Raw genomic sequence first — 26,962 nt, forward strand, 5'->3', positions numbered from 1 at the left:
CGGGGAGCGACCAAAGGCCGCTCCCGTTAGCCGATTAGAAACTGAAGGTTGCCGTGGCGACCACTTGACGTTCTGCACCCCAGAAACAGCCATAGGTGGCGAAACAGCTGGACACATACTCTTTATCAAACAGGTTGTTGACGTTAAGTGCCACGGAAGAGCCTGGCAGATCGAAGCGCGCCAAATCATACTTGATCACAGTATTCCACACGGTGTAGTCCGGCACTTTGAAGGTGTTGGCTTCATCACCATAGGTTGAACCGGTATAGCGCACACCCGCGCCCAGCGTCAGGCCACTCAACGCCGTCTCATGGAAGGTATAATCCCCCCACAGCGAGGCCATATGCTTGGGAATGATCGCCGGTGTATTGCCCTGGTTGGTGGTGTCTGCGGTGTATTCGGCATCGGTATAGGTGTAGGACGCCAGCAGGTTGACGTTAGCCGTCAGCGCCGCTTTGCCTTCCAACTCTACGCCGCGAGAGCGGATCTCCCCGGTTTGCTGCTGGAACCAACCTTTATCGGCATGCTCAACATCCGTGACCAGGTTATTTGACTTGGTCAGTTGGTAGATGGCAATGGTGGCAGAGACGGGGCGATCTTTCGGCATGTATTTCACGCCAGCTTCATACTGTTCGCCTTTGGAAGGAACGAAGGCTTTGCCGTCATAACCTGCGCCCACGTTCGGCTCGAAGGACTGCGCGTAGCTGACATACGGCGAGATGCCGTTATCGAACAGATAGTTCAGGCCGATGCGATTGGTAGACTGGTGGTCTTTCTGCTCGCTGAAGGGGATCGTAGCCATGTCGGTGCGATCCTCAACGGTGCTCTTAGCCCAGTCATAGCGCGTACCGGCAGTCAGGATCCATTGGTTCCACTCGGCCTGTTCCTGCAGATAAATACCCACCTGCCGTTGGCCATTGACCTTACTGGTTGGGTTTAACGATCCTCTGCTGTCATTGCCGAACTGCGGGTTAGCCAGATCCAGAGGAGCCGCAACGCCCCAGCCGCCCTGAATATCGTTACTCATGCGCATAAAATCTACGCCAGCCAGCAGCGTATGATCTACACGGCCAGTAGCAAACCTGGCCTGGCCCTGAGTATCAACGCTGAAGTTATTCAGGCGCTCATCCGAAGCGATATAGTTGCGGTTGAGAGTGGTGTTGTCGGCGTTGACCCCGGTGCCATAGATATTGTTCTGGTTGGTATGCAGTTGCATATAACGCAGGTTCTGGCGCACAGTCCAGGTATCATCGAAATCATGAGAGAAGCTGTAACCAAACATGCGCGTCTGGCGCGAATAGAAGTTACTCTTTTCACCTTCGTTGAAGCTGGTTGGTAGCTTGCCATAAGGCGCGTTGACCACCGTTCCCTGCATCGGCAACCAACCGTAGTAGCCGAGGTTAGGATCGTTTTGCAGGTAAGAATACAGCGTCAGGTTGGTATGCTCATCGGGCTGCCAGCTGAATGAAGGCGCAATGGTATAGCGTTTTTCCTTGGCCATCTCCTGCTGAGCGTCAGCATCTTTCACCAACCCGGTCAGGCGGAAGGAATACTTGCCGTCATCATCCAATGCATTGCTGAAATCAAAACCGGTCTGGAACAGATTATCTGTGCCCATTTTAAATTGGATTTCTTTCAGCGGCTCCGTGGTTGGGCGCTTGCTGATCAGCGAGACAATCCCACCCGGGCTGCTTTTACCGTAAAGCACGGAAGAAGGCCCGCGCAGCACTTCGGCCCGCTCAAGGAAATAAGGATCGATCACGGCTTCGTTAAAATAGTCGCCTTGCAGCTTCAAACCGTCCAGATAGATATTCTGGTTGACCGAGCCAAAACCACGAATATAAACCGCATCATAGACGTTGGAGCTGCCACGGCTGCCCACCATCACACCAGGAGTGAAGCCTAACGCCTCTTTCACCGAGGAAGGCTGCATCACGTCCATCTGTTCACGCGTGACCACCGACACCGATTGAGGAGTCTTCACCAACGGCGTATCGGTTTTGGTGCCGGTCGCGCTGCGTTTCGCCACGATGGTGCCAACCGGGCCCCAGGCGCTTTCCTGTGAAGTACCTCCGCTACCGCCCCCTACCACCGTTATGGTATCGGCATCCGCGGCAGCAGTCGTCTGAGCTGCAACCGCGGGCAAGGTTAGCGTAGCCGCAATCGTGGCAGCCAAAACGCTTACGGGGAACAAGCCTGATTTGGCCGGTGATGGGGAGTGACGCTTGGTCGGCATGTCTGATTTCTCTGGTGTGGTGTGATAACGAATGTGAACGAGAATAATTATTATAAGCGCGGCATTTTATGCAGAAGGCTAACTGAACTGCAAGCGTATTTCAGCCGTAAAAAGGCTATGGGATTGGCCTGGTAACCAGGTTAACCGAGTGGAAATAAAATAGACGTTAAAGAAAGTAAAGCCCGTAACAGAACGCTACGGGCTTGATAACACAGTAAAATCAAATGATAAATATGCTTAACATAACGGCTGGGATTTATTTGCCAAACATATCTTTTATCCAGCCAGCAACGCCATCGGCATCTTTCTGCTCACCAGCCTGCTGCTGTTGAGTTTGCTGCTGTGCTGCCTGGCTCGCCTGGCATAGCCCCTGCGGGTTCTCCGTCCAAACCGGGATGGTGCGCCAACTGCTGCCTCCACAGATAAAGTTACCGGCAGAATCAATGCCCATCTGGCTAATGCCTTCAGGTTGTTGCAGCTTCAGTACCAGCGGCGTCTGGTTTTCCAGATAGCGACGATACAGCGTCAAGGCACCGTTGGCACCGGTCAGCTTGGCTGGGCCGTTATTGTCACGCCCTACCCAGGCAATCGCCACTTCCTTGCCGTCGATACCGGCAAACCAACTGTCACGCAGATCGTTAGTGGTACCGGTTTTAGCGGCCAGATTGTAATTGGGGAACTTGACCGACAGCGAACGGGAAGTCCCGCGTGCCACACCCTGCTGCATGGCATACAAGGTCAGGTAAGCCGCCTGTGCTGGCACCATACGCTCCGCCTGAGGGAAGCTCTGATACAACGCGGTGCCATCTTCGGCAATCACCGAACGCACCGCAGACAGTGGCGCACGGTTGCCCCCGCTGGCGATGGTCTGGTATTCCTGCGCCACTTCCATTGGCGTCAGGCCGATGGCCCCCAGCAACATGGAAGGCACCGGGGTGATCGCCGATTTAGGAATACCCAACTTTTGCAGGGTAGCGCTGATCTGATCCAGCCCCACCGACATCCCCAGGTTGACCGTTGGCACGTTGAGCGAATTGGCCAACGCATCCACCAGCATCACCCGGCCACGGAACTGGCGATCGTAGTTGTTTGGTTGCCACGAACTGCCATTAGACAGTTTGATCGACAGTGGCTGATCGGCCAGCCAGGTATTGAGCCGATACTTATCCGGTTCCGACAACGCGGTCAGATAGGTTGGCGGCTTGGCCAATGACCCCACCAGACGGCGCGCCTGCAACGCACGGTTAAAGCCGGCAAACTGAGGATCGGCACCGCCCACCATGGCACGTACTTCACCGGTAAAGCGATCGACAATCACCATCGCCGCTTCCAGATCTTTGAGATGGCGCGCGGCACGCAGCGCCGGGATACCGTCTTCCACCGCCTTCTCGGCCGCATCCTGTGAAACCGGATCCAGCGTAGTGAAGATCTTCACACCGGACAGATCGTTAACCTTGTCACCCAGCTTGGCCTGCAACTCCTGACGCACCAGTTGCATAAACGCAGGCTGTGGTGAAATCACCCCACCTTTCGGTTGTACGCCCAGCGGACGAGCGCTCAACATGTTATACAGCTCTGCGTCGATCACCCCCTGGTTCTGTAACAGCTTGAGCACCAGGTTACGACGCTCCAGCGCCAACGTTGGGTTACGCCAAGGGTTATACAGCGAGGCCCCTTTCACCATGCCCACCAGCAGCGCCTGCTGATCCAGGCTCAGTTCATCGACCGGGCGACCAAAGTAGTACAGGCTGGCCAACGGGAAACCGCGGATCTGATCGCTGCCGCTCTGGCCGAGATACACCTCGTTCAGATACAGCTCCAGAATACGGTCTTTGCTATAACGGTAATCCACCAGCAAGGCCATGTAGGCTTCGTTGAGCTTACGCCACAGCGAACGCTCGTTGGTCAGGAACAGGTTTTTTACCAGTTGCTGAGTCAAGGTACTGCCGCCCTGCACCGCACGCCCGGCGGTCAGGTTGGCCACTACCGCACGGCCAATGGAGTAGAAGCTGATACCATCATGCTCGTAGAAATGACGGTCTTCGGTAGCGATCAGCGTGTCGACCAGCAGATCCGGGAAACCAGAGCGCGGCACAAACAGGCGTTGCTCGCCATTCGGCGATTGCAGCATGGTGATCAGGCGCGGATCGAGGCGGAAGAAGCCAAAGTTACGCTGATTTTCCATGTTGACGATTTTCGTCAGGCCATTGTTCTGGAAATCGAGACGAGCGTGGATCTGGCCTTCTTTGCCATCAGGGAAATCAAACGGGCGGCGCAGCATCTCGATGCTGTTGGCCTGCACGGTAAACTCTCCTGGCCGGGTCATGCGGCTGACCTGGCGATATTGCATCCCTTCCAGCAGAGCGACCATTTCCTTTTTGCTATAGGGCATTCCCGGCTCAAGGTTAACCATACGGCCATACACCGCCGCCGGTAACTGCCAGACCTTGCCATCGATGCGGCTACGGATCTGGGAGTCCAGATATACACCGTAGATTGCCAGCAACACCGCAATCACCAGGAACAGTTTTATCAGCAGGCCGAGCCAACGGCGCTTTTTACGCGGCGACTTCGCTTTTACCTTGGGCGGCATGCGTTGTTCCTCTTCGTCGTCATCGTACTCATCATCGTCATACTCATCCTGATACTCGTCTTCTTCGTAATCGTCGTCACGTTGACGACGCGCCGCTTTACGCGGCTGATTACGTTTTGATTGTTTGCCTTTGCGCCCGATGGGCTCGCGGTCATCCCCAGCCATTGCGGTTCTTCTCCACGCTTGCTGCACTCTATCTATACCCTATGGATTTCAAGCTGACCGCTCCAGCACATCCATGCGCTTGCAGCATTTATACATCCCTGTACAGCACAGCGCGACAAGCTATCTCATCCCCAGGAGCTTACTTTTGGGTAAGTGACTGGGGTGTGATAGCGCAGGTAACAACGCTGCAGCTTGAAAGACGACGGGTTCGTTATCTTGTCGCTTAATCTGTGCCTATGTTACCGGGCTGAACAGAAGAAACATCTGAATTCTCCACCCTATACCCCATGGCTTGCAAGTTGTAGCCAGGCGCTCACCTAAGGATCCCTTGGAGCTTATACTAAATAAGTGACTGGGTGACAAATCTGTCAGGAACAGATCTCAATGCAGAGTATATCGGTACCCTAGCGAGTGAGGCCCATAGACGAGCCGCATATGGAGTGGAGTCACCAACACTGCGGTTGGAGGAGGAGGAGTTGCCACCGCTAGAACGATTTATTCAAGCGAAGCAATAAATCCGTACATAGTCTAATTGCAGGCATTTCAGGGTCAGGATTATTTCAAATATGAAGTTTGGCGCACCGTATGAAACCAATGCGCCTCAGCTACGTGCCTTATTGAGCCTCGTAGGTCACAGCTTCAATTTCTACCAGCAAGTTGTCTCTGCAGACATCGGCCTTGACAAAGATCCGATTCGCCGAAATCGGCAATCTCCTATTGCATACCTGTCGAACCGTTTCCAGGTCCTCCGGATTTTTGACATAGCAAACATAGTGAATAACGAATGAAAGCGGTTCAACGATACCAGTCTGCTGGACGCAACTGGCAACAACACGTTCAAGATTGTCAATCGTTACTTCAGTCTGTGCCTGAACGTCGCCGATATGCACAGTCTCGGCTCCAATGATACTTGCCGTTCCTGAGATTAAAGAGAGCGTTCCCGACGGGGTGCTAATGCGGTAGGCCCGCGAAAAAGTAGGAGGTACTTTCGCCAAATGAGATGGATAATGCCACGCTTCAGTTTGCGCCAGATTCTCGACAGGGGAGATATCTTCAAACGGGCGCTTTCTATAAGCCAGAGCGGTGATCACAATATCGCGGTTATCCATGCCAATACCCGTACTAGCCGGATACTTCACCGCCGCATTTTCGCCAAAGACCCTGTCGTAATATTCTTTTCTTGAATGATTGATCGATTCGTAATGCTCGACACCATTGCTGAAATGCGTTATTCCCCCCACATAGATCCATGTTCGAACAACATCCTGATAGATGAAACCATGTTCCCCAAGTTTCTGCTCAACATGATGTAATGCCTCCTGCATACTCTGGTGGCAATTATCAACTCCATTGGGAACCGTCGCCGAGACAATTCTCCAGTTTTCCGTATTACAATACGGCGAAATCCTACTGTCAGAGCACGCCTCATACCCCCACGATATTGCAACAAAGCATGCTTCGTTTAGTGGCATTTGTGTCAAGAATTCAATTGCCGGAGGCGTAGATGGGAATAACGAAGCCAGTTCCTCATGATAATTGACAAAATCCCCCTGCTCTGCGCAATATATCGATAGCCTTGCTATAGCACATCTTTCCGCTTCCTCAGAGATTTTTATCTTAAGAGCCTCCCAAGATAAGGCTGAAAAAGTTCTGAATGAATGAACAACACCATCCAGCACGAACTTCGCAGGCCCACTTTCAACTTCCGTAGTTTTTTTGATCATATTATTGCCATGCATAATCTCATTTATCCTAAATTACTAACATTATAAAAGGGCCTGACTAGCACGCTAGTGCTCCATCAATCCCTTAATGATATAAAAGAACTCAAAGAGAGAATCATTTGCAAGGGAATTGTCGATGAAAAATATTCACTCGTGATCTATCGCTCAGGATTATAAGAAAGTAAAAAAATTTTGAATCCTTTTTTATTTTTAGGAACACTATGATACAAAAACACTTCACGTAATGATAATGGTGGGTGAGAATGATAAAAAATATTGAACAAAACCTTGTGGAGTCAGCCCGTAATGGGAATGAAGAGGCTATTGTTGCTTTGCTTGAAAAATGCCAGCCTGACTTACATCGCTTCTCTCGCAAGATGTGTTCCACGAGTGAAGATGCAGAAGAGGCTGTACAGGTAGCTCTCTGGGTGTTATATCGAAGAATCGGAGCCCTACGTACGGCAGCGACGCTTTCATCGTGGTTATTTCGAATCGTTGAACGCGAGTGTTATCGTATTTTTCGAAAAAAAAAGGATTCGAATTTTCTTGATGAACCTCAATTTCTGGAACCCAGTAGCCCTGAAGCACAGGTAGATCTCCACATTGATTTGAGCAAAGCAATTATCTCGCTTCCCTATTCCTACCGTACAGTGTTGATCCTACGCGATATTAACGAGTTAACTGCTCCTGAGGTTGCCGATAAGCTGGGGCTCAGTATTGAAGCCGTGAAAAGCCGCCTCCATCGTGCCAGAACCATTGTACGCAAGAGACTGGAAGCCAATGGCTACATAGGCCATAAAATAGCCAAGGACATGCATTAATCACTAACTATTAGGATAATAACCTTAGGAGATTTTGATATAAATGTTCTTTTCAAAAAACTGCAAGAGTTCTGGCTGCCAAGCCTCTGTTGCCAATCTAGGAACTTCTGTCCAACAACTGGTTAGCATATCCCGTAAGACTTACCAGGCCCCATATTGTGGGGCCGTTCCTGAAAACCTCTCCGATAAGTTATTTATTCCCGGTTCAGGACAGGATGGGAAACATTATTGCTACCTTGTCGACATTGCCAATGCGGAGGTCATATGTTGGACGATTGACCTACAAGACTACCTTACCACTATCTGTGCCAACATGTCGGGCCTGGATGGCACTAGCGCCCCCTGGAATCGCTCTCCCCATAATTATATCGAAGTTTCACACTTTATACATTCAGCAGAAATATATAATGGCTGGATTTATATGAGTTTCTTCCATGGTGGTTTCATTCTTGGTGTAGATATGCAGACAGATGCATATAAAATCATCTACGATACCGCGATTGACTATCACCCAATGTATTCATCGACTAACAAAATACAGAATGGCAGGATATACTTCAGCCGTTGGCCAGCGGCTGATACCTTTCTTCGCGCGCAAGACCGTAATCGAACTGTAGCTATTGAGTGCGGATATTACGACCTTCATCAGCAAACTTTCGTTGTATTACACTCATTAAACGGGCCAGACGCAATACACTACACAGACATATCTCCCGATGGGGACACGATTTTTCTGGTCGAAATGTCACAACATCCAAAAAAATCGATGCCGTTGGATGAAAACTTTGAGCAATTATCTCTCAATGAGAAGCAAAGTCTTATCGATGCCGGCATCACCCTCTCGGAGATGATCCTGATATCAAATAACGGAGGGAAAACACGTCGTTATCATCTTCCTATTGGCCCAGCGCATATCGAGTGGGATCAAGAACAGGCGGATGTATTCTATTTGTCATCACATAATCTGGTCACCAATGATCGCTATCTTTATACTTTTGGCAATGCACGAGTAGATAAATACCGCTTAAACAAAGGCGAGATAGAACGGGAGGCAGGGTATGACTCAGCGGAGTTGTTGCGTGGGCAATCACACAGGAAAACGTATTATTCCGGCCACGAGTTACTCGTAATCCCCGGATACCGGGATAGGATAGACTTGGTCGATTGTGCAACTATGCAGCTTTATAAACGCATTTTGCTAACAGACACTCATGATCACCAACTCGGATTCGCTGACGGCCCTGTGCGTTACCTACCACAGCAGATCGACACCACTCCCTACACTGTTGATACCATCCCTGGAACGCCTTTTTTGTACCTCAGCAGCCTACATGGCGTCATAGTTTATGATTTTGCTGAAGATAGAACCAGGATGACAATCAATTTCACTGGGCAGAAACCCGTGGTTTTCGTCGGGCACTCAACAAAGATAGATAGCCTATCCGACTGATAATTAATACATTTTAAATAAAATAACCAAAATTTTAGTTATTAACGAATAAATCACGAATCCTTTTTAATCTGTGCAGACTCTTATAAGTATCTTCAATAATGACAAGGAATGAGGAATGTTCAAGAAAAATGTCCCTGGGTTTGAACGTCTGTGCCGAGTATGTGTTGGTGCTTGTATTGCTGGCCTCGGTTTCGCTTTTGCCCCCTCGGTGGTGGTGATGTGGATCGCTATCGTCGCAGGGGGGGTTCTGGCCTGTACCGGAGTGCTTGGTTTTTGTCCGATGTGTGCGGTTGGTGGACGGAAGTTAAATTAACCGAGGCCAGAGGCCGAAATATCCTTGGAAGTTATTCCGGAAAACAGTAGCCTGGAGGTTGTCATTATGTTCAGTAGTCGCTCTGTATCTATACATCTGCTCAGAGGATGTATTGGGTTTGGTTGTCTCGGTTTGGCAATTTTTCAGTTAACACACTCTCCTTTATGGAGTATTCCTCTGTTAGTTATAGGCTTTGTCATGCTGCGCGGATGCCCTGCTTGCTGGACGATGGGGCTTATTGCGACTATTCGCAACCGCCGTATTGTCTGCAAACCATGTGAAGAGAAAAACCTGCTGACTTCCTCCTCCGATTCCAGAGAATAGTACAACGGAATAACAACCTGGTGGGTAAAGAATAGGGGTAATAGGAGATGGAAGAAAAGGATATCGTCCTAGCCAATAATAGCGTGCGCAACAATCGAGTGAGATATCTGTTTTTGTGTGGACTCATTGTTGGTATAGCTGTCATTGGCAGGATGGTTTGGCACGGCTACTATTTTGAGGAAACAAATAATGCTTACGTGACTGGGCACGTAAGCATTATATCCACACGCGTTCCCGGTGTTGTAACCAATGTGATAGTAACGGATAACCAGAGAGTAAAAGCTGGAGATATTCTTGCTACTCTTGATCCGTTGGATCAGCATATAAAAATCGAGCAAATTCGAGCTAAGATTTCCCTTATCGAAGCCCAAGACAAACAAATTGATGCCAAAATCAGTGCAGACCGAGCGGAAGCCGAGGCCTTATTATCTCAGGTGATTCGCGCCAAGGCTGAGAAAAAACGCTCGGAATCAGAAGCATTACGCTATCGGAATTTATATCGGGAAGATATGAAAGCCGTATCAAAAAATGAGTTGAACTCCGCTATTGCAACCAACGATATCGCCATAGCGGATCTGCGGGCGGCGATTGAACGAGAGCACGCAGCCCGCGCAAATGTCATCGCCAGCGAGTATGCCAAAAAAGCCCAATTAGAGCAGAAAAAACTGTTAGTTGCCCAGCTTAAGGATGCTGAGACTCAACTTGGATACCATACGATAATCTCACCAGTTGATGGATACATTGGCAGAAAGTCTCTGGAGATTGGTAGCCGCGTGCAACCAGGCCAACAGCTGCTCGCAGTGGTACAACAAGAAAGATGGGTAACCGCTAATTTTAAGGAGACACAGTTAAGCGGTCTCACAAGGGGGCAGAAGGCGAGCATTCGTATTGATGCCCTACCCGATAAAAAGTTCATTGGTATCATCGACAGTATTTCTCCGGCATCCGGTGCCCAGTTTTCATTACTTCCACCGGATAACGCTACTGGCAACTTCACCAAGATCGTACAACGGGTTCCCGTCAAGATCGTTTTTGACCCGCGAGATATCAAAGATATTACAGAACGGGTCTCTCCTGGAATGTCCGTGATCGTTGAGGTCGATAAGCGTCAGAAAAAAAACCTCGATAGCGAGATGGCCGTACAGTGGTTAAGTGAGGACAAACTGTAATGCCAGCCCTGAGAACCACCAGCACACCTGTCGAGGCAGCAGATAAGGTAGAGACCAGAACATGGGTTGCCGTACTTGCCGCCATTCTCGGTGTATTTATGGCAATTTTGGATGTCCAAATCACCAACGCTTCACTCAGAGACATTCTTGGCACCCTATCCGCCACCCAAGAGGAAGGTGCTTGGATAACTACCAGTTATCTTGCCGCTGAGATTGTTATCATCCCGATGACGCCATTGTTATGCCGACTATTTGGCCTACGCCGTTTTATGTTAACCAATGCACTACTGTTTATGATTTTCTCTACCCTTTGCGGGATGGCCTGGAATCTTCCCAGCATGATTATTTTTCGAATATTCCAGGGCTTTACTGGGGGAGCTCTTATCCCTACGGCAATGACGCTAACGCTAACGCATCTGCCACCTGCCAAAAGAGCCATGGGTCTGGCAATATTCATGCTCTCGACAACCTTGGCGCCTGCTTTCGGCCCAGTGATTGGTGGCTATCTCACAGATCTATATAGCTGGCCTGCCATCTTTTATATGAACTGGTTTCCAGGTGTATTTCTCATTGCAGGTTTGGCTTGGGGGCTAAATGCCGAGCCAGGCAACCTCAGCCTGAGCCGTGAAGTTGACTGGCTGGCATTGTCAGCTATGGTCGTGGGATTGGGCTCATTGATCGTAGCACTAGAAGAGGGAAACGTTAACGACTGGCTAGAGTCCACACTGATCCGCAGTTTATTTGCACTTTCCGCGATTGGCATTGCTCTTTGGATTGGACTGTCGCTCAGAACGGAAAAACCATTTATCAATCTACGATTATTTGCGCGACGTAATTTTATCATTTCATCCGTTGTAGCAAGTATTACCGGTGCTGGTCTATATGGTTCTACTTATTTATTACCCCTATTCCTTTCGCAGATCGCCGGATACAACTCAGCCCAAATTGGAGCCGTAATTATGTGGATGGGGTTACCACAAATTATCATGATGCCAATAGCAGCCAAACTATCAACTCGATTTGATAATCGTATTATCTGTTCGATAGGATTACTGCTATTCTCAATCTCCTGTTTTCTCAACTCTACCCTGACATCTCTAACAACGGGTTCCGAGTTAGTTGTATCACAGGTTTTTCGTGCCCTTGGGCAACCCCTCATTATCCTGACACTCTCCAATTTTGCCACCGCACGACTCGAGTTAGCGAATATGGGATCTGCCTCCGGTCTGTTCAATATGTCACGCAATCTTGGCGGAGCTATTGGTACCGCCCTGCTCGCAACTGGCTTAACGATCCGTGAGCAAGTACATTCACTGAGGTTAGGCGAATCAGTGACGTTATTCTCACAGGCTACGGTGGAACGCCTAAGATTATTTTCTGATAACGTATTTTTATCCACACAGGGCAGTTCACATGATGCTACGCAACAGGCCCTATTGACCATGGATGCAATCATACGGAGAGAGTCTTATATTATGGCTTATAATGACTGTTTTCTCATACTAGGAGTGGTGCTTCTCGCATCTATCCTCCTGATATGGTTAGCTGACCCAGTTATTGCCAGAGGGAAATAAATATTAAATGAAAAAATCAACCATGATATTCGGTACATGAGACGCCACCAATTCTATGGTATGTATCGATTTGGCAAACAGGAAAAACACAGCCATGCCTATTTTCCAACACTCTAACAGTAAGGTTATTCCGATCACTTTCGCCGTTCTATTTTTATCTGGGTGTACTGTCGCCTCTAATCCAAAAGAAACAGCTGAAAGTTTAAATGGTGCTCTATCCGTGTTTAAAAATGCAAGTTCAATGCAGAGCACATTTATTCCCCAAAAGTGGTGGGAAATCTACGACGACGAGGCGTTGAAGGCATTAATAGAAACTGCTCTGGTAGGTAATCCCTCGTTGCAGATATATGCGGCACGTCTGGAAGCAGCCCGAGCGGTGATGCGGCAGGCATCTGCAGCCCGGTTCCCAACGCTTGATATTTATACGACAACAGACTATGCGCGAACATCGCCAACAACGAAAGAAGGTATCGCTCGTGGCGGTACCGCCCTTCGGGATCCGACCTACCAGGCAGGTACAAGTGTGGCATGGGAAGCCGATTTATGGGGACGAATCGATAATTCAGTCAAATCAGCCAGTGAGGAAGTGTCGATTGCCCTTGCGGATCGGGAGGCTATAAAGCTTTCCATAAGTACAGAAGTTGCCATAGCCTACTGGCAACTGAGAGCAGCGGAAGCTGATTTCGCGATGATGCAATCCGCTCATCAATTTCGTCTGGAGGCTGAGAAATTGATGACCTCCCGTTATCGAGGAGGCTTTGTGAGTGAACTCGACGTCACTCGGGTTCGCGTTGAGCGGATAAATGCAGAAACGGCCATGGAAGAGGCTAACCGTCGGCGTATTATTACGGAACAGGCAATTGCTGAATTACTTGGCCACCCCATCGTTGGCTTTTCGGTGCCGCGTTCTCAGATGCATAGCGACGTGCTGCCCACGTCACCAGAGATTGAACCCGGAGTGCCAGCAAACATGTTGGTACGCCGACCAGACCTTGCCGCATCGACTCACAATATATTACGGCATGCTTCCAACATTTCTGTTGCCGAGGCTGATTTTTACCCTAGCATTCGTCTGGTAGGCAATTTTGGCGTCGCCTCAAGTTCATTAAGTCGCTTACTCCAGCGCAATTCGAGACAACTTTCGCTCGGGCCGCTAGAGATTACCCTACCCATTTTCGATGGCGGCCTCAGACATGCACAACTAGCACAAGCGAATGCCCAATATGATGAAGCCATTGCCACACACAAACTACTGCTCTTAAAAGCAATGCGTGAAGTGGATGATGCATTGGTAAATATACAATCCTGGCAAAAGCAGACCTCTTCTAATGAGGAAGCCCTGCTGGCAGCCAAGCGAGCAGAACATATTGCTCTATCCCGCTATAAGCGAGGCCTTACCAGCTATCTCGAAGTTATAGATGCCCAGCAAGCCGCTGTTACGGCAGAACGTGGCCTGATACAAAGCAAGGCACAACTGCTCTACTCCAATGTATTACTGGTGAAATCTCTAGGTGGTGGCTGGCATGAGAAAAATAATGCCGGATAGTTATATTAAATAACATCCAACGCCCACATCACTTAAAGAAATATTATTAATTTTTTATTAAATGCCATTCCAATATATAAAATAGAGTGATAATTATGAAATATAATTCTCTGGTAGAATCATTAATCGACGACTCTTCAAACTCACAATTGGCAACCTATTCCTATTATCGTAACGGTGATAGTCCCGACGAGCCGATGAGCAGCAGAGAGTTATGTTCTCGAGCGAAGCGACTGGCAAAATGGATGGTTGATAACGGCTTGGCTAAGCAGCGTGTCCTACTTATTTTTGGGCCTGGCCTAGAGTTTATTGAGGCTTTTCTTGCCTGCCAGTTTGCCAATGCTGTCGCCGTGCCAGTGGTCCCAAGCCCACTTACCGGCAAAGAAAACAAAGTTGGCCGGCTGGTTGCCATTCTCAAAGATTGCCAACCTGCACTGGTTTTGGGAACACAACGCACTGTGGGTTGCTCGGCACAGTTCATAGCTAACTACCCCGAGTTCTCGACGCTGCGCTGGTCAATCCTGGAGGACTTAGATCTGCCGCTCTCCCTGGGGAACTTCCAGGTTTCGGCACCCGATGGCGACGACCTTGCGCTCCTTCAATACACATCAGGCTCAACGGCCATGCCAAAAGGCGTTATGCTGAGTCACCGCAATTTGCTTTTCAACTTGGCGCATTTCGACGAAGATTGGAATCACTCCCCAGACAGTACTCTGGTTTCATGGCTCCCTCACTTCCATGATTTGGGGTTGATCTATGGAACGTTGTTCCCTATTTATAAGGGAATTAATGGCGTTATATTACCTCCTGCAGCCGTTGTACAACAACCCGTTCGCTGGTTGAAAGCGATATCTGAAACTAAGGGTACCCACAGTATGGGGCCAAATTTTATCTACGATCTCTGCCTCAAACGAATTTCTGACGAAGACTGTATCGGGCTAGATCTGTCCAGTTGGCGCATGGCGCTCAATGCTGCCGAACCGATACGTATGGAAACCGTACGTAATTTCACATCACGGTTCGGGAAATATGGCCTGCCGAAAACCACGCTTACCGGGGCATGGGGTTTAGCAGAATCGGCTTGTCTGGTAACAGGACAGGCATGGGATGAACCAGCGCGGTCAATCAGTCTTTCCACCAAGGCATTATCGAACAACCAGATTATCCCTCCAGAAGGAAATGAATCTTCTTCTGAGCTCGTATCTTGCGGCGAGCCTGCTAGCGGGATGGAAATAAGAATCGTCAATCATGAAACGTTAACAGAGTGCCTACCAGGGGAGGCAGGTGAAGTCTGGCTCAAGGGGCCAACTGTTGCAAAGGGATACTGGAATCGACAATCCGAAACCGAAAAAACGTTTGGCGCCCGCCTTAAGGGGGGCAAAGACAACGATGCTTACATGCGTACTGGCGACCTTGGGTTTATGAATAATGGAGAACTCTTTATTTGTGGCCGTATTAAGGACATGATCATTATTCGTGGAGAAAATTACTACCCACAGGATATTGAACGCGTTGTCGAAGTTTCTCATCCAGCGTTTAAAGAAAGCTGTTGCGCAATATTCGGCATCGAACGAGAGAAAGAAGAACGTATCGTCGTGATCCAGGAACTTATCCGGCACCACGAACGCTGGCCCGTCGATGAGATGTTTCAAGCTATTCGTCGCTCAGTCAGTTTAACCCATGATTTACCCGTTGAGTCCATAGTTCTGATCCGCCCGGGCACGACCAGCAAAACCTCCAGCGGAAAAATCCAACGTGGCTCATCAAAGCTGGCGTATCAGAATGACACACTGTCTATCATTTCACGCTGGGATCGCAATGCGACAATTAAACAGATTGCCACGCCTGAACTCATTGATATAGCACACATTGAGGCAGAGTTGATTACTCGTATTGCATTACAGGCAAAGCTTCCTGCCGAACGCCTCGATTTAACCAGTCCTTTTGCCGATTTAGGTTTGGGGTCGCTGGGTGCAACAATGCTATCAGGGGAACTAGCTAAACATTATAATATCTCCCTCTTGCCTACAGCATTCTATGACTTCCCGCATATCAAAGCGCTGGCCTGTCATATCGCCTCGTTGCTCGATATCGGCACTGTCCAGGAACAATCAAAATCACGTCCAGAAGTTCAGGTGTGTCCCATCGCCGTCGTAGGCATGGCATGTCGTTTCCCTGGAGCCCCAAATCTGGCTGACTATTGGTCTTTGTTAGAAAAAGGAAAGTCAGGCATTATCCAGCGTGCATACCATAATGGGCAAAATAGCTACGGTGGCTTTATTGAAAATATGGACAGCTTTGACCATAAGTTCTTTGGCATTACCAAACGTGAAGCTACCTGTATGGATCCACAACAACGGATAACATTGCAGGTAGCATGGCAGGCTATGGAGGATGCGGGGATAGACCCCAAAATATTAGCAGGCAAGAAAGTCGGGGTGTTTATTGGCGCATCGGCATTTGATTATGGTGCTATGCAGCTTAGCTCAGGCCAGTTAGATGCCTACAGTGCTCAAGGATCACTATTAGCCGTTATTGCCAATCGTTTAGCTTACCAGTTTGATTTCCGTGGCCCCAGTCTAGTGGTAGACACCGCATGTTCCTCTGCCCTGACAGCGGTACACCTGGCCCGTAGAAGTCTCTCGGAAGGAGAATGTGACATCGCTTTGGTTGGCGGCGTCAATGCCCTGTTGGCGACCGAGTTGGACCGTGCCCTCGACAAAGCTGGCATGCTCTCGCCAGATGGTTTATGTAAAACGTTCGACGCCAGCGCCAATGGCTACGTTCGTGCCGAAGGCTGCGGCATTCTGGTATTAAAACGCCCTGACGATGCCCTCGCCAATGGCGATCGGATTTACGGTACCTTACTAAGCTCCACGATGGTTCAAGATGGTCGAAGTAATGGGTTGACGGCACCGAATGGCCTGGCACAGGAAGAGTTATTCAAAGAGTCACTGCATCGTGCCGGTATTCATTCTACGGAGCTTCAGTACATTGAAGCTCATGGTACCGGCACACCGTTAGGAGATCCTATTGAATGTAACGCACTGGCACGCGTGCTGAACGAGTTAAACGAGCCTTGTTACCTCGGTTCCGTAAAGGCAAATATAGGGCATCTAGAGGCCGCGGCGGGTATTGCAGGGCTGATCAAGGTGCTGCTCGCTTTACATCACGAGACGATCCCTCAGCAAATCAACTTTACCCGACTTAATCCAGATATCCAGATACCTCATACCCTGCGGATCCCACAAGTGAATCAACCCTGGCGCAAAACTACGCGGCCCCGCTATGCCAGCATCAGTGCCTTCGGGTTCGCCGGGACCAATGTCAACATCATCGCTGCCGATACACCGTTGCAGCCCCCCAAAAATGAGCTTGTGCCATACAACCCCGACTCCCTTCCATTGCTTGTAAGTGCGCAGGACCCAACAGCCTTATGCCGTTGGAGTACCGATTGCCTTAAAATGCTGGAAAATGACGGTACTCTCGGGTGGAGACAGTTCCTCCACACGGCAGCCTGTCGACGTCCTCACTTTAAGACACGATTTGCGACCGTGATCAACTCGCGGCAGCATCTGATCGCCAGCCTGCAAAATATTGCTGATGTGACAACGCTGAGCCCATCGGCAACTCCACCACGGATAGCCTTCGCCTATACCGGCCAAGGAATGCCTCTGCTACAGGTTGGTCATCACCTGATGGAGAACCTGCCAGTATTTCGCGAGGCTATCCGACAGTGTGGCACAGTGCTAAACCCTATGATGGGAATGGATATCGAAACACTACTGTATCGAAACGAGGCAGTTAAGGAGATCACATCCCCTGAACAGGTACAACCCCTGCATTTTGCATTGCAATACGCCTTGACGTGCACATTGACTGCTAGCGGCATCAAGCCACAGCTGGTTCTGGGACACAGTCTAGGAGAATACATGGCTCTGGTAGTAGCTGGCAGTCTAACCATTGAAGACGCATTGAAGCTGGTTGCAGCAAGAGGGAACCTGACACAAAAGTATGCCCCAGCAGGTGCAATGATGGCAGTGTCGGAAAATGAGCGCGTTGTCGCCAGCATTATTAAGAAAATAAAGCTACCCATTGATATTGCTGTAATCAATAGCTATCGACACTGTGTAGTCGCTGGTTCGAAAGAGAATATCTGTACTCTTGGTAAATATCTGCTCAAACATGAAAGCATCGGTTGCAAAATACTGCCTATAGAACGTGCTTACCATTCAACATTAATTGAGCCCGTCATCGAGCATTTGGACCCCCTCCTTGGCGGTTGTGAACTCTCCGTGCCGCGTATTCCTTTCATCAGCAATGTTACCGGAGAGCTCTGGCCACACGACCAACCAATAGATCGAGCCTATCTGCGAAACCATATGCGTCAGACCGTCCAGTTTGCAAAATCCTTTGATACCTTGGCAACTACCAATATCGATATAGTGATTGAAATCGGATCCTCTGCCACTTTGGCAGATATGGCTCAGATACATGTGGGTGAACATGGTCCCGACTGGGTGACAATCCTGCGCCGCGGCAAAAGTGATGATTGGTCGGCATTACTCCAATGTTTGACACAGGTCTGGGCTCATGGGCATCCAGTTGAATGGGAAGGTTATTTCCCTCCAGAGGATCGCGCTGTTGTTTCCCTTCCCCCATATAGCTTCGGTCAAGATAAACACTGGTTCACGCCCAGAAAACAGCAAGAACAATTTGCTGATGCGGTGAACAGATTCAAGCACCCAACATCAGATAGTGACTCCGCCATACTCTCAGAACAACAGATAGCACATTGTAGCGATACGGATGTTACAGAAAGCGTAAAAACTATTCTAGGGCGGCTACTCCGAGAATCTCCCTCACGTCTGTCGACATCAACCTCACTAATGGGGTTGGGGATAGACTCAATCATACTGCTGGAGTTTTCCCGTGCGCTGAAAAAAGAATTTGGCGTTGAGATCACACCGCTTGAGATTTTTGAAACCTACCAAAGTATCGCAGCAATTTCTAGATATGTGGAAGCCCAGGTTACAGAGGCAAGCCTGTCGGCACAATTCTAACGATCTCTGGTAATAGTGGACAAGAGATGCCATCTCATCAATGGCATCTCCTTGCCGCTCTCTATTTTGGATGTTTATCATGATGAACTCACCACAGAACTTTCAGCCGCAAGAAATTCAACATTCGCACTTTCCACTTACAGATTTACAACAGGCATATTGGATCGGCGAGCAAGATGGATATTATTTACAAGCCCCCGCATTGGTCTACCGCAGCTATTTTATGGCGGATATCGACATTGACCGTTTGGAATATGCTCTGACACAGGTCGTTAACCGCCACCCGGCACTACGCACTGAATTTCTTTCAGACTGTACTCAACGCATCAAAATAAATTCGCAGGAATATTATCGCATTCAATATAGCGATATACGGGCTAAAAATCATAACAGGGTGACACATGAAATACACCACCCACACATTCCAGAGAGTGAATCCTTTTCCTGTCACGTGATACGCAATGAGCAAGGGTGCAGTATTCACTTTGCTTTTCGTCTAATCGCGCTTGATGGTAAATCTATTCTACAATTCATTAATGAAGTAGCCGCTCTATATGCTGATGAAGTGCTTCCAGAAGCACCAACTCTGAGTCACCATGATTTTGTATTAAAACAGTTGGCACAACGTAATAGTGCCACATATCAAACATCAATGAACTGGTGGCAGCAACGTATCAAGACACTTCCTGCCGCGCCAGAATTACCCATTGTTGATCCAGAGGATTTCCCTGAACGCTCCAGCTTCAAGCGTCGGACATATCAATTATCACCAACATTGAGTGCTGAATTGCGTAATGTCGCTCGCAGGTGTGAAACAACACTCAACGCCGTACTGTGCACAGTTTATGCAGACATACTGCGAATGTGGGCGAAGGATCCCTCATTCACTCTTAATCTACTCTACTCCCAGCGTCTGTCGGAAGGACCGGAGTTCGAACAGGTGCTAGGGAACTTTACCAGTACCCTGCTTGTAGAGATAACAGCCAAAGGAGCCACCACTTTTAAACAACGCGCTCAAATGCTTCAGGGCCAGCTCTATCGAGATATGGCGCACTCCCGTATCTCCGGCGTCGAAGTCATCCGCGCAATGCAGCAACCAGCAGGGTTTTTACCCGTGATGCCCGTTGTTTTCGCTAGTCTGCTGGGCACGGAAACTCAAGAAGCTGCCATCACGCCCACCGATATCGATTGGAAAGTCTTGGGTGGAGATATGAGCACTCCACAGGTGTACCTGGACCATCAGGTCTATATGGAAGATAACCACCTCATACTCAACTGGGACTCGGTAGACGAAGTCTTTCTTCCCGGTGTCGTCGAAGAGATGTTCGCCGCTTATTCAAGTGCTATCGAACAGCTTTGCCGCAGCGACGCCGATATCAACTCACCGATGCACCCTCGTCTGCCTGAAAGATACCTTGCCTCACGCAAGGCGGCAAACACCACCTTTAAAACCTTACCCCGGGGATTATTACATGATTTTATTTGCCCTGCGGTCACCCGCTTTGCGACACACACAGCACTTATCGACGGTGAAACGAAACTCACCTATGAACAGTTGTGGAATACCTCAACTTGTCTGGCGCTAAAGCTACAGCACTACGGTGTTAAGCCAAACGATCTGGTTGCTGTGGTGGCGGATCGGAGTTGGCGCCAAGTCGCCGCACTGCTTGCCGTAGTTCGTGCAGGGGGAGCCTATTTACCTATCGCCACCGAACTTCCACATGAACGTAAACGATTCCTGCTGAGCCAGCATGGCGTGAAAGTGGCGCTTATCGATCTGGAACAAACGGCCCCTGCTCCTCCCGAAGGCACTCAATTACCTGTATTATCATTAAAAGACGAGCTTTCCCTTAATCAGATTCCCGCCGAGCAACTCGATTCACATGATCAACAACCTGAAAATCTGGCTTACGTCATATTTACTTCAGGATCAACAGGAACCCCGAAAGGAGTCGCCATCTCCCATCAGGCTGTCGTTAATACTCTGCAAGATACCATTGCCCGTTTTACACTGGAAAGTCGCGATCGCGTTCTTGGTGTTTCCGCATTCAATTTCGACCTCTCCGTCTTCGATATTTTCGCTACGTTAAGCTGTGGTGCGACACTGATTCTCCCCCGCGCCAGCACCCTACCTGAACCAGACGAATGGGTGCGAATTATCAGCAAATATCAGGTGACAGTTTGGAACTCGGTGCCTGCACTGGTGGATATGCTAACCGAATTTGCAGGCTGTCAAGCTGGCATACTTCTACAATCCCTACGGCTGATAATGATGAGTGGAGACTGGATACCATTGCGATTACCAGAACGACTAAAGAAAATCCTACCTGACACGCGCCTGGTCAGTCTGGGAGGGGCTACGGAAGCGGCAATTTGGTCGAACTACTATGACATAAAGGAAGAACAGGAAAAATGGAATAGCATCCCTTATGGTTGGCCGCTAGCCAATCAATATTTCCATGTGCTGAACAGTAATCTACAACATTCACCCACTTGGGTGACGGGGCATTTGTACATCGGTGGGTTAGGTCTGGCCAACGGCTATTATAGAGATGAAGAACGAACGGCAGAAAGTTTTATCATTCATCCAGAAAGTGGTGAACGTCTGTATAAGACCGGTGACCTGGGGCGTTATCGCCCCAACGGATGCCTGGAGTTTCTCGGCCGGAATGACTCGCAGGTTAAAATTCGTGGTTTTCGCATCGAACTTGGAGAAATAGAGGCGGCACTTACCGACTGCGCCAACGTCCACGATAGCGTGGTAGTGATCCGTACAACGGGATCAGGAGAACAGCAACTGGTCGGCTATTACATCGCGGATAGCAACAGCACAACACCGATAACTATCAGGAATGCACTTGTTCAACAGTTGCCATCCTACATGGTACCGACATTCATCGTCCCCATCGAACACTTCCCAGTGACCAGCAATGGCAAGGTTGATCGGAAACAACTCGCTGCCCTTCCCGTAGAAACGACATTTGCTGATGAGGTAACGCATCTTATTGCCCCACGAAATGAGACCGAGCGGTTGTTAGTCACTATATGGGAAAAGTTGCTGCAAACACGGGTACCCAGCGTAACGAGCGATTTCTTTGCGTCAGGAGGCTCATCTCTACTAGCCGTAAGGCTTTTGACGGAGATCTCCCTCACCTTCGATATTCGTTTACCCTTGGCTTCTCTGCTTAATCATGGTTCGGTTGAAAAACAGGCACAACTGCTCACGGAAAAGCGTCAGGTAGAGACAGACTCCAGAGCACCGCTTGTCATGATCCGTGACGGTGTAGGCCCCATCGTAGTCGCAGTACATCCCGTAGGAGGCAATATCCTATGCTATCGTAGTTTGGCTAAAATCCTTCCGGCCGGCACCGCACTTTACGGTATGCAATCACCTGGAGATAGCTCCCCCAGGACGATAACCCAGTTGGCAATGAACTATAACCTCAGCCTTGACAGGCTCGCTAGTAACCGCCCCATTCACTTGCTAGGGTGGTCAATGGGTGGCGTTATCGCCCTTGAAATGGCACGCTTGTTGGGCTTGAAGCATCACCACGTAAACTCGGTTACGCTGCTGGATAGCTGGGTAAGTGCTGCCCCAGGACGAGCCGTTGAGAAACTTGACGATGAACTGCTAATGCGCGGTTTTATGAGCGATTTTTCAGATGGAAAATATCTTCCAGACGAGTGGGTGTTTCCATCTTTCCATACTGCCGACGATAATAGCCAGGTGGCTATTACGCAGCTCAAGGCGAAGAAAATTGTCCCAGATAATTTCCTGGAGGAAGAGTTGGTTCAGCTTTTCCAAGAATATCGCGAGAACTATTTGGCACTATTACACCACCAGCCTATTCTGGCGGAAATCCCCCTACACTTGGTTCGCGCCAGTGACGCCACGATCAGGTTCCCCGGGCTTGAACCGTTCTCGCCCCCAGAGTCATTTGGCTCAACAGACCTCATCAAGGTAACGAGGATCACAGGAGATCACTTTTCCATCATCAACAACAATAGCCTGCAGCAGATCATCACAGCGTTGGGCGATTTCTCAGCGCAATACGAAGAACAGCTTTGAACCACCATAAGGGCTACTGCTGTAGCCCTTGCAAGTAACGGATCGAGATATGCAATGGCTTGGTCGCAGATTATCGAGGCCCATTACTGGTATTTTTTGGTGCGCCTGGTGGGGGCGGTATTGGCCGGGTCGTCTGGCCATACGTGCTTGGGATAGCGCCCCTTCATCTCCTTTTGCACCTCGCGGTACGCGCCTTGCCAGAAGGTAGCCAGATCGCCAGTGATCTGCAATGGCCGGTGCGCTGGAGAGAGTAACTCAAGCACCACCGGGATGCGCCCCTCAGCCAACATTGGGCTACGCTGTTCACCAAACATCTCCTGTAAACGCACCGCCAATACCGGCGGTTTATCGGCATCGTAGCGGATGGGTAAACGGCTACCGGTCGGTACAGCATAATGAGTGGGCAAGGCATTATCCAGCCGTTGCTTTTGCTGCCAGTCCAACCGGCGGGCCAAGGCTTCGGCGATATTGACCTGCTTTAATCCGCGCAGATCGCGTACGCCGCTCAATGACGGTAGCAACCAACTTTCCAGGGTGTCGAGCAACGTCTCGTCATCCACCAGCGGCCAGGCCGCCTCTGGCAACCAACGCTGGGCACAGTGTAAACGCAGACGTAACTGTTCGGCAGGGGTGTCCCAATTAAGTACCGCCAATCCTTGGGCTCTCACCCAGTTTATCAGCGCCTGTTGCAGCTCTTCCTCCGCCGGTTTGGCCAGCGGCTGAGCCCGCAGCGTTAAGCGACCAATCTGTTGGCGCTTCCAGGCTCGCAAGGTGCCCTTCTCTTCATCCCACTCGACGGCGGTCTGGCTACTGACAATCTCGGGCAACCGAGCCACCAACGCATCAATTTCGATCGGTAATGCCAGCAGGATACGGGCATCCGGGCTGTTATGGCCTTGCAACAGGCTGGGAATAATCAACCAGGGAGCCCTGGAGAGCGCTTCGTCCTGATCCATCGCCGCGCCCAGGCCATTGGCCAACAGATAGCGTCCATCCTGCCCGCGCCGTTGGGCAATACGATCGGCAAATGCCTGCGCCAACAGAGGAGCGGCCAGATCGGCATCAATCTGCCCGCTTTTTTGCGGTAAGCGCTTGCTCAGTTGGGCGGCCCGGCGCTGCCAATGCGGCTGGGGGCGGCTCAGCCAATAGCCGATATCCATCTGCCCACTACGGGGTGGCTCCTCCAGCAAAGCGGCCAACATCGCCGCCGTGGCTAATCCATCGGCCCCCATCCTGGCTCCGGCACACAGCATGGCCGCCAGCCTGGGATCGCAACCCAATCCGGCCATTTGGCGACCAATGGCGGTGAGCTTCTCACCGTCATCGATAGCCTTCAGGGTATGTAATAAACGGCGGGCAGCGGCTAATGCGGCCAACGGCGGCCGATCGAGCCAGGTAAGTTGATCCACATCCACGCAGCCCCATTGCAGCAGCTCCAGCCAGAAACTGGCCAGATCGCTTTGCAGGATCTCCGGTTCGGCATGTTCCGCAGCGCGCTCCGCCTGCTCTTTGGCAAACAGATGCCAGCAAATTCCGGGTTCCAAACGCCCGGCACGCCCGGCGCGCTGGATCATCGAAGCCTGGCTGATGCGCTGGGTGACCAATCGCGTCAGGCCATTTCGTACTTCATAACGTGCCACACGTTCCAGACCGCTATCGACCACCAGACGGATACCTTCAATGGTCAAACTGGTTTCGGCGATATTGGTCGCCAATACCACTTTACGCCGCCCGTGCTGCGCCGGTTGGATCGCCTTTTGCTGTTGTGCCAATGGCAATGCACCATACAGCGGGCAGAGATCGGTATCCGCTGGCACCTCGCCAATGAGCCGTTCCTGCACGCGGTTAATCTCCGCCACGCCGGGCAGGAATAACAACAGCGAACCTGATTGCTCAGCCAACAGGCGCTTCACCGCCGAGGCAACGCCATCCTCCAGCCGCTGGTGAGCAGGCAGCGGCTGGTACTGCCGCTCAACCGGGTAGCTGCGCCCTTCCGACACCACCACCGGCGCTTGCGGCAGCAGTTGCGACAGGCGCGCATTATCCAGCGTCGCCGACATGATCAACAGTTTCAGATCGTCACGCAGGCCCTGTTGCACATCCAGCAGCAGGGCCAAGGCCAGATCGGCCTGTAAACTGCGCTCGTGGAATTCATCAAGAATAATCAGCGAGACACCCTGTAGTTCAGCGTCCTGCTGCAACATGCGGGTGAGAATACCCTCGGTCACCACCTCCAGTCGCGTCTGCGGCCCGCTTTTGCTCTCGGCACGCATACGATAGCCCACAGTCTGGCCCGGTTCTTCACCCAGTTGTTGCGCCAAGCGATAAGCGACGTTTTTTGCCGCCAGCCGCCGTGGCTCCAGCATGATGATACGCCCCGGCAGCCCGGCTTTTGCCAGGATCTGCAACGGCAGCCAGGTGGATTTCCCGGCACCGGTAGGGGCATGCAACAACACCTGCGGGGCAGATTGCAGTGCGGCAAGCAGCTCATCAAGAACCGCGCTGACGGGCAGTGAGGACACAAAACTCTCCATGGGGTAGTTAATGGACAGCGCACATTGTAGCATTAGGCTCAACATTTCATTCATTTACCGGAGTTTCATGTCCAGCTCGCGCCGCCTGTTCTTCGCCTTGTCGCTACCCGATGCCTTGCAGCAGCAGGTGATCCGCTGGCGTGCCGAGGCATTTAAACCCGAAGATGGCCGCCCGGTAGCCGCCGCCAATCTGCATCTGACGCTGGCCTTTCTCGGCGAGGTCAGCGCACAGAAAGAACGGGCACTAAAAACGCAGGCAGGGCGTATCGCACAGACGGGTTTTAGCCTCAATCTGGACGATCTTGGCCACTGGCCGCGCCCCGGAGTGGTGTGGTTGGGCAGCAAACGCCCCCCACGGGCGCTGTTGCAGTTGGCGGAGTTGCTGCGTTCGCAAGCGGCCCGCAGCGGCTGTTATCAAAGCCCGTTGCCATTTCATCCCCATATCACGTTATTGCGGGCAGCAACCCAACCGGTCGCTATTCCTCCTGGCACGCCGGGGTGGCCGTTCAACGCCAGCCATTTCTCTCTCTACCAATCGTCGTTTGAACAGGGCCGCACCCGCTATCACGAATTAGCGCAGTGGCCACTCGACCCACAGGATAAATCATGATCTTTGACCCACCGCTAAAACCAGCCACGCTCATCAAGCGCTACAAACGCTTTCTGGCCGATGTGATCACCCCTGAAGGCGAAACCTTTACCCTGCACTGCGCCAACACCGGCGCAATGACCGGCTGTGCTACGCCAAGGGATACCGTTTGGTACTCCACTTCGGATAACGCCAAACGCAAATATGCCCACAGTTGGGAGCTGACGCATACCCAGGCCGGCGACTGGATCTGTGTCAACACCCTGCGTGCCAACACTCTGGTTCGTGAAGCCATTGAGCAGAATATAATCAGTGAATTATCCGGTTACAGTAAAATCACCGGCGAAGTGAAATATGGCGGAGAAAATAGCCGTATCGATTTGTTATTACAGGCAGAAAACCGGGTTGACTGCTATATTGAAGTCAAGTCAGTCACACTATTGCAACATCAGCAGGGCTACTTCCCTGATGCCGTAACGCTCAGAGGGCAGAAGCACCTTCGTGAGTTGCAAAACGTGGTTGAACAAGGGCAGCGGGCGGTGCTGTTCTTTGCCGTGTTACACAGCGGCATCGATCGGGTCACCCCGGCAAATCACATTGATGAGCATTATGCGGTACTACTAGCGCAGGTTCAGCAGTTGGGAGTGGAAGTTGTTTGTTATGGGGCAAAATTATCACCTGACGGTATCTCGCTAAGCGCTAAGTTACCGTTTTTTATTGGTTAGCCGTGCCGGGCACAAATAAATCGACAACCGGATATTGCTTCGCCAAATACGCCTTCCTTCACAC

General features: G+C 50.5%; 14 protein-coding genes. 10 read left to right on the plus strand and 4 right to left on the minus strand.

Annotation, left to right across the window (positions count from 1 at the left end; all coding sequences use genetic code 11):
* Positions 1 to 34 precede the first annotated feature (34 nt).
* The 3 genes from fhuA to ABIE29_RS03355 all read right to left on the minus strand — a co-directional run bounded on the left by fhuA (position 35) and on the right by ABIE29_RS03355 (position 6,718).
* Positions 35 to 2,236: a ferrichrome porin FhuA gene (gene fhuA, locus ABIE29_RS03345; protein WP_429616831.1), complete on the minus strand. Its 2,202-nt coding sequence runs from the start codon at positions 2,234 to 2,236 to the stop codon at positions 35 to 37.
* A gap of 256 nt (positions 2,237 to 2,492) precedes the next feature.
* Positions 2,493 to 4,994 (minus strand): bifunctional glycosyl transferase/transpeptidase, encoded by a 2,502-nt coding sequence (gene mrcB / locus ABIE29_RS03350; RefSeq protein WP_429616832.1) that lies wholly within the window; start codon positions 4,992 to 4,994, stop codon positions 2,493 to 2,495.
* A 614-nt stretch (positions 4,995 to 5,608) separates the two neighbouring features.
* Positions 5,609 to 6,718, minus strand: a complete 1,110-nt coding sequence (locus ABIE29_RS03355) for a hypothetical protein (protein WP_429616833.1) — start codon at positions 6,716 to 6,718, stop codon at positions 5,609 to 5,611.
* A gap of 263 nt (positions 6,719 to 6,981) precedes the next feature.
* Here ABIE29_RS03355 and ABIE29_RS03360 point away from each other — a divergent pair, with 263 nt between their 5' ends.
* From ABIE29_RS03360 to ABIE29_RS03395, 8 genes are all read left to right on the plus strand, one after another.
* Positions 6,982 to 7,539 carry an RNA polymerase sigma factor gene (locus ABIE29_RS03360; RefSeq protein WP_429616834.1) on the plus strand — a complete coding sequence of 186 codons (558 nt, stop codon included), beginning with the start codon at positions 6,982 to 6,984 and terminating at the stop codon, positions 7,537 to 7,539.
* A 43-nt stretch (positions 7,540 to 7,582) separates the two neighbouring features.
* Positions 7,583 to 8,989, plus strand: coding sequence for a hypothetical protein (locus tag ABIE29_RS03365; protein WP_429616835.1), 1,407 nt, complete (start codon positions 7,583 to 7,585; stop codon positions 8,987 to 8,989).
* Between the two features lie 118 nt (positions 8,990 to 9,107).
* The gene (locus ABIE29_RS03370; RefSeq protein WP_429616836.1) at positions 9,108 to 9,305 is read left to right on the plus strand and encodes a YgaP family membrane protein; all 198 of its coding nucleotides are present in this window, start codon (positions 9,108 to 9,110) and stop codon (positions 9,303 to 9,305) included.
* Between the two features lie 371 nt (positions 9,306 to 9,676).
* Positions 9,677 to 10,798, plus strand: a complete 1,122-nt coding sequence (locus tag ABIE29_RS03375; RefSeq protein WP_429616837.1) for an HlyD family secretion protein — start codon at positions 9,677 to 9,679, stop codon at positions 10,796 to 10,798.
* Positions 10,798 to 12,372, plus strand: a complete 1,575-nt coding sequence (locus ABIE29_RS03380) for a DHA2 family efflux MFS transporter permease subunit (protein ID WP_429616838.1) — start codon at positions 10,798 to 10,800, stop codon at positions 12,370 to 12,372. Before ABIE29_RS03375 ends, ABIE29_RS03380 begins: the two co-directional genes overlap by 1 nt.
* Before the next feature lie 94 nt (positions 12,373 to 12,466).
* Entirely contained in the window at positions 12,467 to 13,918 is a 1,452-nt protein-coding gene (locus ABIE29_RS03385; RefSeq protein ID WP_429616839.1) for an efflux transporter outer membrane subunit, read from the plus strand.
* Between the two features lie 95 nt (positions 13,919 to 14,013).
* Positions 14,014 to 18,981, plus strand: a complete 4,968-nt coding sequence (locus tag ABIE29_RS03390) for a beta-ketoacyl synthase N-terminal-like domain-containing protein (protein ID WP_429616840.1) — start codon at positions 14,014 to 14,016, stop codon at positions 18,979 to 18,981.
* A 79-nt stretch (positions 18,982 to 19,060) separates the two neighbouring features.
* Positions 19,061 to 23,050, plus strand: a complete 3,990-nt coding sequence (locus ABIE29_RS03395) for a non-ribosomal peptide synthetase (protein ID WP_429616841.1) — start codon at positions 19,061 to 19,063, stop codon at positions 23,048 to 23,050.
* Between the two features lie 83 nt (positions 23,051 to 23,133).
* Here ABIE29_RS03395 and hrpB read toward each other — a convergent pair whose 3' ends face one another.
* Entirely contained in the window at positions 23,134 to 25,584 is a 2,451-nt protein-coding gene (hrpB, locus tag ABIE29_RS03400) for an ATP-dependent helicase HrpB (RefSeq protein WP_429617077.1), read from the minus strand.
* Positions 25,585 to 25,651: 67 nt separating this feature from the next.
* Here hrpB and thpR point away from each other — a divergent pair, with 67 nt between their 5' ends.
* Both thpR and sfsA read left to right on the plus strand, forming a co-directional pair.
* A complete protein-coding gene (gene thpR, locus ABIE29_RS03405) occupies positions 25,652 to 26,194 on the plus strand; it encodes an RNA 2',3'-cyclic phosphodiesterase (RefSeq protein ID WP_429616842.1) in 543 nt (180 codons plus the stop codon).
* Positions 26,191 to 26,898, plus strand: a complete 708-nt coding sequence (gene sfsA, locus ABIE29_RS03410; protein ID WP_429616843.1) for a DNA/RNA nuclease SfsA — start codon at positions 26,191 to 26,193, stop codon at positions 26,896 to 26,898. Before thpR ends, sfsA begins: the two co-directional genes overlap by 4 nt.
* Positions 26,899 to 26,962: the final 64 nt, after the last annotated feature.

Source organism: Serratia sp. 2723 (assembly GCF_050434425.1).
In the GTDB taxonomy this organism is placed as follows: Bacteria; Pseudomonadota; Gammaproteobacteria; order Enterobacterales; family Enterobacteriaceae; genus Chania.

Coding starts and splice junctions, on each gene's coding strand:
- fhuA (WP_429616831.1), bottom strand. CDS start 2,236: ATGCCGACCAAGCGTCACTCCCCATCACCGGCCAAATCAGGCTTGTTC.
- mrcB (WP_429616832.1), bottom strand. CDS start 4,994: ATGGCTGGGGATGACCGCGAGCCCATCGGGCGCAAAGGCAAACAATCA.
- ABIE29_RS03355 (WP_429616833.1), bottom strand. CDS start 6,718: ATGATCAAAAAAACTACGGAAGTTGAAAGTGGGCCTGCGAAGTTCGTG.
- ABIE29_RS03360 (WP_429616834.1), top strand. CDS start 6,982: ATGATAAAAAATATTGAACAAAACCTTGTGGAGTCAGCCCGTAATGGG.
- ABIE29_RS03365 (WP_429616835.1), top strand. CDS start 7,583: ATGTTCTTTTCAAAAAACTGCAAGAGTTCTGGCTGCCAAGCCTCTGTT.
- ABIE29_RS03370 (WP_429616836.1), top strand. CDS start 9,108: ATGTTCAAGAAAAATGTCCCTGGGTTTGAACGTCTGTGCCGAGTATGT.
- ABIE29_RS03375 (WP_429616837.1), top strand. CDS start 9,677: ATGGAAGAAAAGGATATCGTCCTAGCCAATAATAGCGTGCGCAACAAT.
- ABIE29_RS03380 (WP_429616838.1), top strand. CDS start 10,798: ATGCCAGCCCTGAGAACCACCAGCACACCTGTCGAGGCAGCAGATAAG.
- ABIE29_RS03385 (WP_429616839.1), top strand. CDS start 12,467: ATGCCTATTTTCCAACACTCTAACAGTAAGGTTATTCCGATCACTTTC.
- ABIE29_RS03390 (WP_429616840.1), top strand. CDS start 14,014: ATGAAATATAATTCTCTGGTAGAATCATTAATCGACGACTCTTCAAAC.
- ABIE29_RS03395 (WP_429616841.1), top strand. CDS start 19,061: ATGATGAACTCACCACAGAACTTTCAGCCGCAAGAAATTCAACATTCG.
- hrpB (WP_429617077.1), bottom strand. CDS start 25,584: ATGGAGAGTTTTGTGTCCTCACTGCCCGTCAGCGCGGTTCTTGATGAG.
- thpR (WP_429616842.1), top strand. CDS start 25,652: ATGTCCAGCTCGCGCCGCCTGTTCTTCGCCTTGTCGCTACCCGATGCC.
- sfsA (WP_429616843.1), top strand. CDS start 26,191: ATGATCTTTGACCCACCGCTAAAACCAGCCACGCTCATCAAGCGCTAC.